This is a genomic window from Austwickia sp. TVS 96-490-7B (genome assembly GCF_019331795.1).
Classification (GTDB): Bacteria; Actinomycetota; Actinomycetes; order Actinomycetales; family Dermatophilaceae; genus Austwickia.
On record NZ_JAHPZL010000001.1, the window covers coordinates 389,036 to 402,342 of the forward strand.

Annotated in this window: 17 protein-coding genes, 2 tRNA genes and 3 pseudogenes; 14 read left to right on the plus strand and 8 right to left on the minus strand. The window is 63.7% G+C overall.

From position 1 onward, the window contains the following. Positions 1 to 105 precede the first annotated feature (105 nt). The 6 genes from KEM60_RS01710 to KEM60_RS01735 all read left to right on the plus strand — a co-directional run bounded on the left by KEM60_RS01710 (position 106) and on the right by KEM60_RS01735 (position 3,682). A complete protein-coding gene (locus KEM60_RS01710) occupies positions 106 to 858 on the plus strand; it encodes a DUF3566 domain-containing protein (protein WP_219105758.1) in 753 nt (250 codons plus the stop codon). 130 nt (positions 859 to 988) lie between these two features. Beyond that, a tRNA-Ile gene (locus KEM60_RS01715) sits at positions 989 to 1,062 on the plus strand. Positions 1,063 to 1,179: 117 nt separating this feature from the next. After that, on the plus strand, positions 1,180 to 2,274 hold the full coding sequence (locus tag KEM60_RS01720) for a calcium:proton antiporter (protein ID WP_219105759.1): 1,095 nt from the start codon (positions 1,180 to 1,182) through the stop codon (positions 2,272 to 2,274). An 82-nt stretch (positions 2,275 to 2,356) separates the two neighbouring features. Next, positions 2,357 to 3,385: a nucleoside hydrolase gene (locus KEM60_RS01725; RefSeq protein WP_219105760.1), complete on the plus strand. Its 1,029-nt coding sequence runs from the start codon at positions 2,357 to 2,359 to the stop codon at positions 3,383 to 3,385. A gap of 10 nt (positions 3,386 to 3,395) precedes the next feature. After that, positions 3,396 to 3,533: a DLW-39 family protein gene (locus KEM60_RS01730; RefSeq protein ID WP_219105761.1), complete on the plus strand. Its 138-nt coding sequence runs from the start codon at positions 3,396 to 3,398 to the stop codon at positions 3,531 to 3,533. Between the two features lie 76 nt (positions 3,534 to 3,609). Beyond that, a tRNA-Ala gene (locus KEM60_RS01735) sits at positions 3,610 to 3,682 on the plus strand. A gap of 212 nt (positions 3,683 to 3,894) precedes the next feature. Here KEM60_RS01735 and KEM60_RS01740 read toward each other — a convergent pair. Further along, positions 3,895 to 4,596: a hypothetical protein gene (locus tag KEM60_RS01740; RefSeq protein WP_219105762.1), complete on the minus strand. Its 702-nt coding sequence runs from the start codon at positions 4,594 to 4,596 to the stop codon at positions 3,895 to 3,897. Positions 4,597 to 4,653: 57 nt separating this feature from the next. Here KEM60_RS01740 and KEM60_RS01745 point away from each other — a divergent pair, with 57 nt between their 5' ends. Beyond that, positions 4,654 to 4,842: a hypothetical protein gene (locus KEM60_RS01745; RefSeq protein WP_219105763.1), complete on the plus strand. Its 189-nt coding sequence runs from the start codon at positions 4,654 to 4,656 to the stop codon at positions 4,840 to 4,842. 18 nt (positions 4,843 to 4,860) lie between these two features. Here the strand turns inward: KEM60_RS01745 and KEM60_RS01750 are convergent, their stop codons facing one another. Continuing rightward, positions 4,861 to 5,031: a hypothetical protein gene (locus tag KEM60_RS01750; protein WP_219105764.1), complete on the minus strand. Its 171-nt coding sequence runs from the start codon at positions 5,029 to 5,031 to the stop codon at positions 4,861 to 4,863. Between the two features lie 250 nt (positions 5,032 to 5,281). On the opposite strand from KEM60_RS01750, the gene KEM60_RS01755 reads away from it, so the two are divergent. Then, a complete protein-coding gene (locus KEM60_RS01755) occupies positions 5,282 to 6,235 on the plus strand; it encodes an Abi family protein (RefSeq protein ID WP_219105765.1) in 954 nt (317 codons plus the stop codon). Between the two features lie 189 nt (positions 6,236 to 6,424). Here the strand turns inward: KEM60_RS01755 and KEM60_RS01760 are convergent, their stop codons facing one another. The 4 genes and pseudogenes from KEM60_RS01760 to KEM60_RS16795 all read right to left on the minus strand — a co-directional run. Next, entirely contained in the window at positions 6,425 to 6,835 is a 411-nt protein-coding gene (locus KEM60_RS01760; RefSeq protein WP_255574124.1) for a tyrosine-type recombinase/integrase, read from the minus strand. Further along, entirely contained in the window at positions 6,832 to 7,218 is a 387-nt protein-coding gene (locus KEM60_RS01765; protein ID WP_219105767.1) for a transposase, read from the minus strand. The genes KEM60_RS01760 and KEM60_RS01765 overlap by 4 nt, the downstream gene beginning before the upstream one ends. A 348-nt stretch (positions 7,219 to 7,566) precedes the next feature. Then, positions 7,567 to 7,965 carry a MerR family transcriptional regulator gene (locus tag KEM60_RS01770; RefSeq protein ID WP_255574125.1) on the minus strand — a complete coding sequence of 133 codons (399 nt, stop codon included), beginning with the start codon at positions 7,963 to 7,965 and terminating at the stop codon, positions 7,567 to 7,569. A gap of 51 nt (positions 7,966 to 8,016) precedes the next feature. After that, positions 8,017 to 8,154 (minus strand): annotated as a pseudogene (locus tag KEM60_RS16795) (MerR family DNA-binding transcriptional regulator); the annotation flags it as partial. A gap of 93 nt (positions 8,155 to 8,247) precedes the next feature. Between KEM60_RS16795 and KEM60_RS01775 the strand changes: the two are divergent. Both KEM60_RS01775 and KEM60_RS01780 read left to right on the plus strand, forming a co-directional pair. Next, positions 8,248 to 8,688 carry a putative immunity protein gene (locus tag KEM60_RS01775; protein ID WP_370626258.1) on the plus strand — a complete coding sequence of 147 codons (441 nt, stop codon included), beginning with the start codon at positions 8,248 to 8,250 and terminating at the stop codon, positions 8,686 to 8,688. Between the two features lie 204 nt (positions 8,689 to 8,892). Continuing rightward, positions 8,893 to 9,297: pseudogene (locus KEM60_RS01780) on the plus strand (GNAT family N-acetyltransferase); the annotation flags it as partial. Positions 9,298 to 9,532: 235 nt separating this feature from the next. Here KEM60_RS01780 and KEM60_RS01785 read toward each other — a convergent pair. Next, positions 9,533 to 9,841 carry an SUMF1/EgtB/PvdO family nonheme iron enzyme gene (locus tag KEM60_RS01785; protein WP_219105891.1) on the minus strand — a complete coding sequence of 103 codons (309 nt, stop codon included), beginning with the start codon at positions 9,839 to 9,841 and terminating at the stop codon, positions 9,533 to 9,535. A gap of 138 nt (positions 9,842 to 9,979) precedes the next feature. Here KEM60_RS01785 and KEM60_RS01790 point away from each other — a divergent pair, with 138 nt between their 5' ends. Further along, positions 9,980 to 10,396 carry a hypothetical protein gene (locus KEM60_RS01790; protein ID WP_219105769.1) on the plus strand — a complete coding sequence of 139 codons (417 nt, stop codon included), beginning with the start codon at positions 9,980 to 9,982 and terminating at the stop codon, positions 10,394 to 10,396. Positions 10,397 to 10,666: 270 nt separating this feature from the next. Beyond that, positions 10,667 to 12,061, plus strand: coding sequence for an RHS repeat protein (locus KEM60_RS01795; RefSeq protein ID WP_219105770.1), 1,395 nt, complete (start codon positions 10,667 to 10,669; stop codon positions 12,059 to 12,061). A gap of 298 nt (positions 12,062 to 12,359) precedes the next feature. Here KEM60_RS01795 and KEM60_RS01800 read toward each other — a convergent pair. Continuing rightward, positions 12,360 to 12,563 (minus strand): annotated as a pseudogene (locus KEM60_RS01800) (transposase); the annotation flags it as partial. A gap of 51 nt (positions 12,564 to 12,614) precedes the next feature. Here KEM60_RS01800 and KEM60_RS01805 point away from each other — a divergent pair. Beyond that, on the plus strand, positions 12,615 to 12,815 hold the full coding sequence (locus KEM60_RS01805) for a hypothetical protein (protein ID WP_219105771.1): 201 nt from the start codon (positions 12,615 to 12,617) through the stop codon (positions 12,813 to 12,815). Continuing rightward, a complete protein-coding gene (locus tag KEM60_RS01810) occupies positions 12,812 to 13,060 on the plus strand; it encodes a hypothetical protein (RefSeq protein WP_219105772.1) in 249 nt (82 codons plus the stop codon). Before KEM60_RS01805 ends, KEM60_RS01810 begins: the two co-directional genes overlap by 4 nt. Positions 13,061 to 13,307 lie beyond the last annotated feature (247 nt).

A 13,307-nucleotide genomic window follows, 5' to 3' on the forward strand; every position in this document is an offset into this window, starting at 1 on the left:
CAGGCTGCTAAGCAGCCACCGCCAGCGCAGCCCTCGCGTCCTGGTCAAGCGGCTCGTCCCCCGCAGCCGCAACCAGGCCGGCCGGCAGGAGCTCCTGGACGTCCAGTGCCCCCGCAAGGGCGACCGGCACCGCAAGGCAGCCGACCGGCCCAACCAGGGAACAGGCCTGCGCAACCAGGGAAACCCCCGGCTGGACAACCACCCAGGCCAGCGCAGGGATCACGTCCAGGACCGGCCCAACCGGCCCGCCCGCCCCAGGGACAACGCCCACCGACGCCTCCAGGGCGGCCGGCCCCGCAAGGGAAACCGCCGACGCAGCCCACTAAACCGGCAGCGGCCGCTCGTCCCCCGGCCCCACCCAAACAAGCCACACCTCCGCCGAAGGCACCGCCGCAGCCTTCTCGTCCGGCTCCGGTAGCCGCGACGACCGCGGCAGCGCCCACTCCAGCTCCGGCACCATCAGCGCCGAGCACACCGCGCCCTGAAAACACTCGCCGCGTCAAACTCACCTTGTCGCGGATTGACCCGTTCTCCGTGCTGAAGATTTCCTTCCTGCTGTCTGTGGCCTTGGGAATCGCCTCAGTGGTGGCGGTGGGGGTGCTCTGGGGGATGCTCAGCGGAATGGGGGTTTTCTCCACGGTCACTGACACGATCAACGAACTACAGTCCGGGGCATCCAGCGCCACCAAAATCAACATTGCTGACTGGTTCAGCCTGGCCCGTGTCCTGGCGCTGGCCGTGGTCTTCGCCGTCTTCGATGTCATCCTGCTCACCGCGATGTCCACGTTGACTGCTGTCATCTACAACCTGTGCGCTGCTCTGCTGGGCGGAGTGCAGATGGTGCTTTCCGACGACTGAGGAATCTGGCGGCCATCGTCGACCGGCGGGGCCAGCTCGACATGGCGCCAGCTCCTCTCGTTTTGTCACTGATGAAACAGTGGGGTAACCTGGGGAACCGCGCGACTCACAAGGTCAAGCGGGTTCTCATGGGCCTATAGCTCAGACGGTTAGAGCGCTTCCCTGATAAGGAAGAGGCCACAGGTTCAAGTCCTGTTAGGCCCACTAGCAGAACAGACGAAGGGCCCCGAAGCTTCACCGCTTCGGGGCCCTTCGTCGTTGGTTCACCTGCCGCCTGGGATGATCGTCGATGAACAGACGACCTCGACGACGGGAGTGGCGATGGACCAACGCACGAGGTCGCTGCTACACGACTGGACCTTCGTCGTCCCCCTGGTCGGCATTGCGGTCCTGACGCTCGCCTGGGGCCGCGCACTGCCGTGGACTGCGATTCTCGTCGTCACCCTCGCCCTCGGTGGCAGCGTCATCGCCGCAGTGCACCACGCCGAAGTCGTCGCCCACAAAGTCGGCGAACCTTACGGGTCATTAGTCCTGGCCGTCGCCGTCACCGTCATCGAAGTGGGCTTGATCGTCTCCTTGATGTCAGCCGGTGGCGAAGGAGCCGCCGTACTGGCCAGAGACACCGTCTTCTCCGCAGTGATGCTGACCCTCAACGGCATCGTCGGCCTATCCCTGCTGATGGGTGCGGTCAAACATGACATCGTCTCGTTCAACGCTGAAGGAGCAGGCGCGGCTCTGGCAACCGTGCTCACCTTGGCCACCTTGTGCTTGGTGCTGCCGACGTTTACGACCGCCGAGCCCGGCCCCAGATATTCCGGAAGTCAACTGGCGTTCGCTGCCGTGTCATCACTGGTGTTGTACGCCGTGTTCGTGCTGACCCAAACCGGACGGCACCGAGACTTCTTCCTCCCCGTCAACACCGACACGGAGGACACTGAGCAGCATGCTGACCCGCCGACAGCCACAGCGGCATGGACCAGCCTTGCGCTGCTCCTGGTCTGCTTGGTGGCCGTCGTCGGACTAGCCAAAGCAGAATCCCCCGCCATTGAAGCTGTCGTTCGCAGCGCCGGCCTTCCCCATTCGTTTGTCGGCGTTGTCATTGCGATGCTGGTCCTGGCCCCTGAAACCCTGGCGGCTGTCCAAGCTGCTCGGCGAGACCGGATGCAGATCAGTTTCAATCTGGGGCTCGGCTCAGCGATGGCATCTATCGGACTGACCATCCCCGTGATCGGTATCGCCTCGACCTGGTTCACTGAGCCACTCCACCTGGGACTGGACTCCCTGCAAATGGCGCTGCTCGCTATCACTGGCGCAGTCACCATGCTCACTATCGTTCCCGGCCGGGCCACCAGACTCCAAGGGGGAGTGCATCTGGCGTTGTTAGCGGCATTCGTGTTCCTCGCCGCCAACCCGTGACCCAGGCCCGTCGTACGAGGTCCGTTCATGGCTGGGGTAGATGCCCCGTAGGCTGAAGAAACCCGCGAGGAAAGGACCCTACGTGACGATCCCCCTGGTCATCGACACTGACACTGCTCAAGACGATTGTGTCGCCATACTCGTCGGGCTGCTCGACCCCCAGGCAGACCTGCAAGCCATCACCATGGTCGCTGGCAACGTCGGTTTTGACCGGCAAGTCAAGAACGCCTGGATGACCCTGTCAGTAGCCGGGAAACTCGGTGACGTCCCCGTATACCTCGGATGCCGTCGGCCACTGATGCGGGAATGGGTGTCCGCAGAAGACGTCCACGGTGATGGCTCTGGTGGCCTGAGCATGGACGACGACGGATGCCACCCCGAAGACGAACACGCCGTCGACGCGCTTATCCGACTAGCCGCAGAGCACGCCGGTGAACTCACCATCGTCGCCATCGGTCCGCTGACCAATATCGCCTCCGCCGTCGTCAAAGATCCCCAGTTCGTGGCGAACGTCAAACGACTCGTCGTGATGGGCGGCTCCAACAACGCTCGCGGCAACATCACCGCCGCTGCCGAATTCAACCTGTACGTCGACCCCGAAGCGGGCCGCATCGTCTGCGAAGCAGGCTTCACCGATCTGGTGTTCGTGCCCTGGGCGCCGCTGACATTGCGTGACGCCACTTTCGGCCGAGACGCACTCGCCCGCATCGACGCGCTCGACACCCCACTGTCGCGTTTCTTCACCCGGATCGTCTCAGCGACCCTCGCCTATGACGAATCCGTGGGCATCCCCGGATCCACCCACCCCGACTCCCTGTCCGCAGCGATCGTGCTGCACCCCGAACTCATCACCGCCGCCGCTCCCTACCACGTGGCCGTAGACACCTCCTCAGAGCTCACCAGAGGCTACGCGGCGATGTCCTGGCTCCCACCGGAGGCCTCGGCCGCAGAAAGCCAGGAGACGGCCGCAACGGCGCCCACGGAGCGACGTACCGTCCACGGACTCACCCCCAACGCCACCGTCATCGAAGCCATCGACGCCACCGCATTCCACACCTACATCTGTGACCTCCTCGCCACCCCCACACAGCCCACCAGGCCTGTCGCGTAAGGTTGCTCACATGCGAAAACTCGTCACACTTGCCGCTGTCGCCGCCGTCGGGTTCGTGCTCTACCGCAAGGCCCAAGAGCAGCGCGAAGAGCAGCAGCTGTGGGCCTCCGTCACCGACCCGGTGCCCCCGATGCGGAGAAACGGCTGAAACCACGTATCCTGAGGGAGGTCACCGTCCACGCCGTGGTGATGACCAACCGAACAGCACCAGTCCGGTGCTGGCCGGGGCCTTGGCGCAATTGGTAGCGCACCTGCTTTGCAAGCAGGGGGTTAGGGGTTCGAGTCCCCTAGGCTCCACCCAGGCTGTCACAGACAATGTGACTCCATCGACTCAGGAAATGGCTGGCCAGAGGTCCTTCGGGGCCTCTGGCCAGACCTATCTCCCCGCTCGACCCTCCCACCCAGCGCTCCACGTCGTCACGGCGGGCGGTTGAGCGCGCGCGGACCGCTTGAAGGCACGAAATGGCCCCTGCTCGGGTGTTTCCGGGCAGGGGCCGTCGCTATGGGTGTTACTTCGTCTTGACGCTTCTCTTGCCGGGGGACTGGGCTGTCCGCTTCACCGTGACCCAGGGCGTCGTCGGGGGTCCGGTGTGGGCAAGACCGGGTGGTGCCTGGGCGCGATGCGGTCGGCTGAACTTCCGTTGCCGGTGCAGGGCCTTCGTCGGCCTTGCGCTGGGCAGCGGCTCGATCACCTCGTCGTCTGCGACCTGCGGCGGATCGCCCACGTCGTAGCCGTAGCGCGTCAGAAGGAGCGACGCGTAGACCGCCGCGAGGATGAACGACAGCAGGATGCCGTTGCGCTCGGTCCCTCGGACCCGGGTCGAGTGCCGGGTGAGGCGGGCATGGTGCACCTTGGCGCAGGAGTTTGTCGACTCCACGGCGGAGCGGCGACCGTAGGAAGCCTTCCACTTGGTGGTGCCGTAGAGGACACGTTGGCGCAGGTTGAGCAGGTCGTCGGGGCCAAGGGTCACGGTGGTGCCGCAATGGCACGGATCGCCTTCGACGCACTGGGTCTGCGGGTAGCGGGCTGCGTCGAGGCGCAGCGAGGCGGGGTTGTTCGCGCAGCGCATCGTGCCGGAGAGAACCGGATCGCGGTAGCGCTGCGTCGCTCGCCTATAGTTCGGCGCTCCCCACGGCTGAGGTGTCCAAGGGGATGACGGTGCATGAAGAGTGTGAATAATCCAGAAGCAACGGTCCGTCTCCTCGAACACCTGTACATCTACGCTCGCTAGCACCCATTCACACAAGCCCGGCCAGAGAGGACCGTCATGACCCAGCACAAACCCGAGGACTCGCTCCAGGCCGACCTGGAGGCGCTCGCTGAAGTCTTCGAGGCCGAGGACCGAGAAGACCGCCGCCGCGAGGCTCAGCGCCGCCGTGACGGACTCCCAGAGCCGAAGCGGGACATCCGGGCCTTCGGCGGCTTCGCGGACGGTGGGGCCGCTCCCCGAGACTGAACGCCCGCTGCTGAGCCGCTACTTTTGCGCCACCCACGCCTCCTCCAGCAGTAACGACGCCAGCGCGTACTCGGTGCGGTCTCGGTCGAGATCGGGGACGAGGTGGGTGAGGCTGGTCGTCGCGCGCTCGGCTACCTCGAAGACGGCGGAGATTAAGGGCTGCTGAGATGTCGTGACATCGTTGGTCATGCACCTGGACGGTAGCCTGGCGTGGACCCTCTCGCCTTGCTTCCCAAGGCTTCGACCCTTGCGTACTACCGTGCCGACCGCTGGAGGTAGACGCCCCGCTGATCCCGCAGCCCCAGCGAGACACGGCCCCGCTGGACTTGATCGCTGCCCGCGCGGAGGGTACGGTTCCTACCAATAGTCCCCCCGCCGCCTCTCATCGCGTCAGCGGTGATGCACACTGCGGGGGTCCTCTTTTTTTCTAGGTCCAAACGTGCAGATTCCGCCCTTCCTCACCGTCGATGAGCGGGTGGACTATCTGTACGCGCGGGGGTACTTCGAGCCAGGCTCCGTCACCGACGAGCACGCAGAGCGACTCTCCCGGCTCAACTTTCACTACTTTCTCGGCTACGCCCGGAACTACCGTGCCCTCGTGGGTCGGCGGCAGGTTCAGGTCTCTCACAAGTCGCCTGACGACGTGTTCCGGGTGATCGACCTGGACGCCAAGGTCTCGGCACTCGCTCACGAGGGATTGCGGACTGCCGAGTGGCGACTGCGTGCGGCGGCTGTGGAGCACTACTGCGCCAAGTTCGCCTCGGCCAACTCCTACCTCCAGGCCGCTCAGTACCGGGCCACCGACGCCGATAGCCCGAGCCGTCTGGTGGAGGGCATCCTGCTGCACATCTACCGTCATGACGAGCCCTACGTCGATGAGTGCCTCCGCGAGGCTGCCACCTCGAAGTCGCTGACCAAGCCCCGCCGGTACGAAGCCTCGTGCCACGACACGTGCCTCGACCTCGCCACCGACCTTCCCTTGTGGGCCGTAGTGGACAGTTTCAGCCTCGGGCTGCTCGGCCAGTTCGTCATGAACTGCGACAAGGACACCGAGTCCCCTGTCTGGAAGGCGGTCGCCAAGGACCTAGAGATCAGTGCTCAGGTCTTCGAGACCCAGGTCAAGTCGCTGGCCTACCTGCGCAACTCAGTGGCCCACCACGCCCGCCTGTGGATGCGCCCCACGTCGGACAGCGCCAAGAAGCCCCGCCTCTTCAATAACCGGCTGAAGAACGTGCACCCCAAGTCCATGCACTGGGCCTTCATGAACCTTGCCACCTTCCTGCCCAAGGAACAGCGGATCGACTTCGCCCAGCGGATCGACACTCTGACCGGCTCCGACGCCATCTACCGGCACGGGATCACTAACGTCCACGAGACGCCGAAGGCTGTCTGAGCGGGCGACGCAATCCCAACGGCATCCGGTTGTACGGTTTCCGCCACCTACGGCGTACCTGGCTCAACCGGAGGGGTCGCAAAGGCCCCTGTCAGCGCATTGACTGGGGCACCCACCCAGGTCAGAGGCCCTTTTCCTTCCCGGCGAGGGGCCTTTTTCATGCCCCGGCATCTATGCCGCCGAAGTTGGTCACAGCCGGACCCCCAACGACGCGTCAAGCTGGGCGAGGGCGTCGCGGGTCGAGTCCGAAGACACCTGGGCGTAGATGTCCATCGTCACGGCGATTTGAGAGTGCTGAAGAATCTGCATCGCCACGCGCGGGTGCACCCCGAGGTGGACCAGCAACGAGGCGCACGTCCGCCGCGTCGAGTGCACCGGAATCACCGGTACGCGGGACTTGGCCGCGCGCTCTTTGAACTTGCGGTAGAAGTTGCGCGGGTCCATCGGGGTCCCGATAGAGGAAGTGACGACCAGCCCCGAGGGCTGCCACACCTCACCGAGCCGAGCCGCTTCGACCGCCTGCCTCTTGGCTGGATCGAGCAACGCATCGACGCAGGTCTGAGGCAGCGGAAGCACTGCTTCAGAGGAACGCGCCTTCACACGCGAGTGTGAGCGGACAGGCACGGGTCGAAGACCTCCGCCAGCCACCGACGCAGGTACATATCGATCGTGGGACTCTCCGGATCCACCGGCCCCCGGCGTGCCTGCTCCTGCAACCTCTGTTGCTTGGCCCTGACGTTCTCGCGCGTCTTCACTTTGACGTACTTCCGCACGCGCCGTCCCTCAGTGGTCGTCCCCGCCCGCAGGCCGCCGTCAATCTCAGCCTGCTTCACCCACGTGCGCAACGCCTGCGGATGCACCTCTAGCCGATCATCGATCCGCTTGATCGCCCCAGCTCGTGACGCCGGGTCCTGACGGGCCTCCACCGCCATCCGCGTGGCCCGCTCCTTCAACTCCAAGCTGTACTTCCTCGGTGCCGCCATGACACTCATCATCCTTCCGAGGAATCAGAGCCTCCAACGAACCCGGGGCGATTCACGACGTCGAGGACCCGCAGGCCCGCAAGCCCAGCCACGTGTCGCATGATGAGCAGGAACCGGCAGCAGGGTATGGCGAAGTAGAGTCAGGCACAGTCGAGGTCCTTGGCGCACAGAGGGGGTAGAAGTCCTCTGATCCTGCCAGGGACCTCGACCCTCACACCCGCCATCACCCCGCCGCGCTCAACCCACGCTCAAGTCCGAAGAACCGGTTATCTCAAGCTGGTCCGCATAGCTGGCCAAGGCGGCAGCGGCGGTCAGGAGAGTACGTGCGCGTATCTCGAGTTGTGCGCGCTAGCGCGATAGAGATAATTCCAGTTTAGCCACTTCCTGCGTGTGCACGGCATTGATTGTTTCCGCGATCTCGCGAAGTCCGTGGCCTGCTCGGCGTAAGAGGTGGGCAAGTTCGGCATTCCGCACGTCGGCATCGCGGTACTGACGCCGACCACTCCCCGGTTCGCGCTGTGGGTGAAGGATGCCGGCATCCTCCCATGCACGCAGGGTGGTCGTAGTCACCCCGACCCTTCGCGCGAGCTCGATGGGAGTGAAGAGCTCGTGGAATGCCTGTGAGTCGTCCTGAGGGGCTTCGAAGATCCGGACGACGAAAGCATCAATGACGTGACGATCCGCGAGAAGCTGTGCATGGGCGTGATCCAGCTCCATCAGGGCCGAATCCAAGTCCCGTTCGGCCATGGGACGCATGATGGCGACGGCCTGCGGCCGGCCGGCTGCTCGAGTCAAGGCCAGGAACGCGCGCAGCGCGTCAGCGTGTGTTGTGGTGTACCGCCTGTGCCCCAATGCCAACCGGTGTGAGGGTGGAAGGACGCCTTCAGCTTCGTAGTTGCGGATGGCTTGGGTTGAAAGACCTATAGCCCGCGCCAAATCGACTGGCCTGAGCGTCTGTTTGAGGTTTGGAGGAATCTCTATGCATGAAGTGTCGCAAAAATCTCACACAGAGTCTTCAGTTGTAACTTAATGGGTGTGACACTCCAAGATGCCCCAGACCCCGCAGACCTGACTTTGGCCGAACAGGACAGGAAGGAGCTAATCAGATGGGCGCGGGATTGCGCAGGCCGACTGCTCCCGGTGTTCGAGGCCCATCAACCCGACGATGATCGCCTGATCAACGCGCTGGGAGCCGTTGACGACTTCTGTGAGGGGTCCCTGGGTGTGGGGCCCATGCGCAAGTTGGCCTTCACGTGCCATGCCGCGGCCCGTGACTGCGAGGACCCCGCCGCGACTGCCGTCGCGCGTGCCTGCGGTCAGGTGATCGCCATCGCCCATATGGGCGCGCATGCTCGCCGCCTCGCGGGCTACACGCGCAAAGCGCTGTCAGGGTCCCAGCTGGCGAATGAGCTACATCGTCAGAGCGATGGCCTCCCGGCTCGCTTCCAGCAGTACGTCTACGGCGAGTGAGGGGCTGCTGCAACGGTAGTGGCATCTGCGCGGAGTCGGAGACGTACGCTACCGCCGCTGAATTGGGACCAATATTCACTGTTTGAATCTGGGTTTGTCCTCAGGCTTCCTGCATGCAACAGCCACTGCTCATCGTGGACGAACTCTCCCCTGACACCACCGACGCTGGATGACGCGGAAGACTAGGCTGACGCCCAGGACGACGAGTGCGCCCGCTGGTTCGGCTGGCCATGCCGACCACCCGTCGAACGATGCCGCGACCACCTCGCGCACGTGACCGGCGCCCACGATCCCGACAGCTACACCTGGGCCATCCGCGCACCCACCGGGTTCGCTGGCGGCATCGACCTGAAGCTCGACGAGGGGGCTTGGAACGTCTCCTACTTCGTCCATCCCGCTCATCGAGATCGCCACATTGCCCGCCGGGCCCTGCTCGCAGTCACCGACTGGGCCCTGTCGGAACGGGACCTGCCCGAGGTCCCCACTCGCGTCCACACTGGCAACATCGCCAGTCAGAAGGTCCTCGAAGCCGCAGGATTCACGAGGACTGGCCCGGTCGACACCACCGAGGCGGGGCACCAAGAATTCACCTACGGGCGCCACCACTGAACGCACTACTTTGACGCTGAGCGATTGAGTGCTAATTGATCCATTCTGGTCGCACGGCGGGCGAGGTGGCAGCCCCACGGGCAATACGGAATCCTAGGTTGCCGAATGAAGATGCGGTGTTCGTTTTGCGTCGAACACCTGCCCGGCAACTTCACTGCGGATCCCTCCATCCACCGCCGCGGATGATCCGGTAGGAGCCATAGACCGCTCAGTCGTAGAGGTCCCAGCACCACTCCTACACCCCGTCTAGCATGTCAAATAATCCCCATGCATTGGGCTGGTTGAGTCGCACGGGATGGATGCGCCCGCCGGAGTTTTCTGCGTACCAGCCGATGTCGTCCAACTCCCCGTATCGGGAACCCGTTGTATCGGCGCGGCACGCGAGTTGCCACTCCGCGACCGTGGGTAGTCGATACCCGTCAGCCTCGTGGTTCCATCCCACCACCCAGTCATCGGCCACGGGCTGATTGTGTGGGCGCCACTGGGTCGGCGTGGGAACGGTGCGGCGTGTGACCGTGTAGACGGGCGTGAGTTCGTCCTGAATCGAAAGGGCGTTGCAGAACTAGATCGCGTCGCGCCCACCGCAATCGTCGCCAGCAGGAGTCCACTCTGCAGGGGTGAGAACCCACGAGTCAATTGAAAGTGTTGAGAAGTCACCTCCCCAACTCCGGCAAAGACGAATGTGGCCAGCCCTGCCGCCACGACACCGGCAACCACCGCTCGGCTACGGAAGATCGTGAAATCCAGCAGCGGCGTTGATCGCGTCCTACTCCAACGACCCCACCGGCAAAAAAAGAACAACTACCTCTACGCCAGCGGAAACACCTGCAAGCGGGTGGATCCGAGCAGCGTGTGTGGTGATTTCTGGGAGTGGACGGGAAAGGGCACGATTGTCGGAACGTTCATCGGTGGGGTCGGCGGCGCCCTCATTGGCGGTCTCGCAACTGGGGGAGTTGGCTGGCCGTTAAGTGGTCTTCTAGGAGGCGGATATGGCGCTGTTGCGGGTACTTTTGTCGGCGCGGGCGGTTGGGTTGTTACCTGCATCGCGGACCTAGATTTCGAGCCTGCACGTCGGCCACGGCATTGGATAGACTACTGAGGCTGCTATGGCGAATACGGTATGTGATGCTACTAGATTGCTTGCATTGTGGGAGGTTTCATGAAAAGAAGTTGCCGCAGGTTGGCCCAGGCTCTGGGGTTTGTCTATAACGACGATGGGACTTTGACTGCCTTTCATGTTTTAGTCAAGCCCAAGCCATCTAATCAGCGAAAAGGCGGCTGCGGTCTGGTTCGCAAGTCAACGTTTCCCCCGGATGGGGCCCATCGAGAAGCCAGACGGGAGGACAAATAGGAGTGCCGGTCGTCTGCTTTGGCGGCCTACGTGTTTGCGATCAGCGGCGCCTCCTGTAATTGGGGTCGCCAAGCGACCCCGGCGCAGACCTTGCCGGGTACGGATCTGGTGGGGAAGGCTCAGGCGGGGTGTGTGAAGTTCCGGTATGACAACAACGGTGCCGAGCTGGCCCGGGTCTACCCTGGTGGGGTGATCCAGTCCCGGCACATGGACGCCTCGGGACGTATCGATGCGATCTCGTCTCAGTTGAACAACGCGGGGCCGTTGTTGACCTCTCAGGGATACTCGTTCAACAACGGCGGGGACAAGACGAACGTGCAGTCCTGGTCCACCGGCGCGGCCACCTCGTCCCCGGGACCGGCTAGTGGGGCGTCGCAGACGTTCACGTATGACTCGTTGAACCGCCTCACCAAGGTGGTCGAGACCGGCGGCAGTGCGGCGTCGTGGACCTACGGCTATGACCAGATGGGGAATCGAACCTCCCTGGCCCGTACCGGCGCCACCGGCCTGGCCGCGGGGAACGAGACCGCCGCCTATGACGCGGCGTCGATGCTGACCTCGAACAGTTATGGGGCGTTCGGCTATGACCGAAACGGCAACGAAACCACCGCCCCCGCCGGGCCCAACGGCACGGGTATCCCGGCCCGCACCGGGCAGGTCACTGACCCGGTGGGGAACACCACGGCCATGACCGTGGCCGGGTCCGGGCTGTCCTTCGGCTATGGCGGGACCAGCCCGGGCATGTACAACCAGCTGTTGAGCGCCCATGGCAGCAGGTATGGCCGTTCGATTCTGGGGCTGGCCCTGTCCAGCCACACCACCGGCGGCACAACCATCCGCTACCTGATCCACCCCAACGGGAGCAACATCGGATATGCCGCCCCCGAAGGGCAGGCGTGGTTCCTGACCGACCGGCTCGGCACGATCATCGGCCTGGCTAACGACACCGGTGCGTTGATCGCGTCCTACTCCTACGACCCCACCGGCCTACCCCGCGCCACCACCGAAACAGGCACCCTCGCGGGGTATAACATTCACCGTTACGCTGGCGGCATCCTGGACAAAACCACCGGCCTCACACGGTTCGGCGTCCGCTGGTATAACCCCGCCACCGGCCGCTTCACTACCCCCGACCCGAGCGGCAAAGAAAAGAACAAATACCTCTACGCCAGCGGAAACACCTGCGCTAAGACCGATATCACTGGCGAAGGCTGCGGTGAGGATTTCTTGTTCGGAGCCATCTCCCTTGTAGGTCTGGCGGCGTCCACCGTAGGCCTGGTCGCATCGACGGTTGCTGAAGTTCCTTCCGGCGGTCTGGCCACTGCAGGACTATGGGCGTCGGTGATCGGGTATGAAGCGTCGTGGGCCGGACTCGCAGGATCGTTGTATTCAATCAAGAATGATTGCGGGTGATCATGAGAGCGACTTGGCTGTTCTCCTTTGCTGCTTCGACGGTTGGTGTAGTTATAGCGACTGTCCTAGTGCTTCGTGAGCGGTCGACTTTCGGCATCTTCATGCTGTTGATGATGTTCGTCATCGCTGTATGTTCCGGAGTTGGATTTGTCGCTTCTCTCCGCCGATGCCGTCACGACTCGTAGTTGAAGACCAAAACTGCGAAGCGCAAGCGACGGGGCAATGGGACGGAACGAGGCTTGTTCAGCCCAGCATATATATGAAAGTGCAAACCCCAGCACGGCTGTTATGGGGCTCATCAGAAAGCAGGGTGTAGTCGGGGTCTGAATCCGCCGGTCTCGAGGAGGGATCGGGCGATGTAGTTCGTGAGTTTGCGGACCCCGAGGGCGGAGCCTGGCAGGTGTTCCGGGCGGCCGTTGATGGCCTCGGTGGGGCCGTTGGATGTGCCGGGTCGATCAAAGTAGGCCAGGGTGTCGCCGGCACGCTTCTTCAGGGTTCGGCCGCGGCGGCCGTGGAGCGGCCCGCGACCATGTCCAACAGCCGACACGGGCCGGTGCCATCACGGAAAGGAGAGCAAGCAGTGCGTAAATACCGGTTCAGGGATGTCTTCGCGGTGACCGTCATTACGACGATCCACCTGACGACCTACCAGCTGCCGACGTGGTTCCTGGTGGTCTTCGGTGTGCTACTCGTCGCCGACATCGCCACGCTCATCAGCACCGAGCGTTACAAGCGACTGGAGGCGGCGCAGTGAATCTGCTCACCACCGCCCAGGCAGCGGAGCTGGTCGGGGTTTCCCCTAGTTCGCTCCGTGGCCTGGCCAGCCGTGCGCGTCAGGAGGGCATTGAGCTGCGTGCTCCTGCCGAGACCTGGCCCGACAAGCGCACACCTATGTACGACAAGGACAAGGTCACTGAGTGGCTGGCTGGTCGGCCAGGTCCTGGCAATCGCACCCGCGGCGAAAATCGGCGTGGAAGCAGGCCTCGCCAGAGCGAGTGACCAGGCGAAATAGTGAAGGGCCCCAGGGCTATCCCTGGGGCCCCTTTCGTCGCGCCCTTATCGTCACGGTCCAGTGTTGCTAATCAACAACAGTTTGCGTTGGTGTTCTGTTGTCAACAAGGAAGGAGGTGGAAGAGTAAAGAAGGAGCTGCGCCAGTACCGCAAGGCACTGGCGCCCCAGGGGTTCACGACCCGAGTGGCCAGCAACAGTCGCCTGTTCGTCAGCCTGAACGGCGTCCCCGTGACG

Excerpts from the sequence above, each read along its gene's own strand:
- KEM60_RS01765 (WP_219105767.1), bottom strand. The coding sequence starts at position 7,218 with ATGGCGGCACCGAGGAAGTACAGCTTGGAGTTGAAGGAGCGGGCCACG.
- KEM60_RS01730 (WP_219105761.1), top strand. The coding sequence starts at position 3,396 with ATGCGAAAACTCGTCACACTTGCCGCTGTCGCCGCCGTCGGGTTCGTG.
- KEM60_RS01750 (WP_219105764.1), bottom strand. The coding sequence starts at position 5,031 with ATGACCAACGATGTCACGACATCTCAGCAGCCCTTAATCTCCGCCGTC.
- KEM60_RS01770 (WP_255574125.1), bottom strand. The coding sequence starts at position 7,965 with ATGGCCGAACGGGACTTGGATTCGGCCCTGATGGAGCTGGATCACGCC.
- KEM60_RS01720 (WP_219105759.1), top strand. The coding sequence starts at position 1,180 with ATGGACCAACGCACGAGGTCGCTGCTACACGACTGGACCTTCGTCGTC.
- KEM60_RS01745 (WP_219105763.1), top strand. The coding sequence starts at position 4,654 with ATGACCCAGCACAAACCCGAGGACTCGCTCCAGGCCGACCTGGAGGCG.
- KEM60_RS01775 (WP_370626258.1), top strand. The coding sequence starts at position 8,248 with ATGGGTGTGACACTCCAAGATGCCCCAGACCCCGCAGACCTGACTTTG.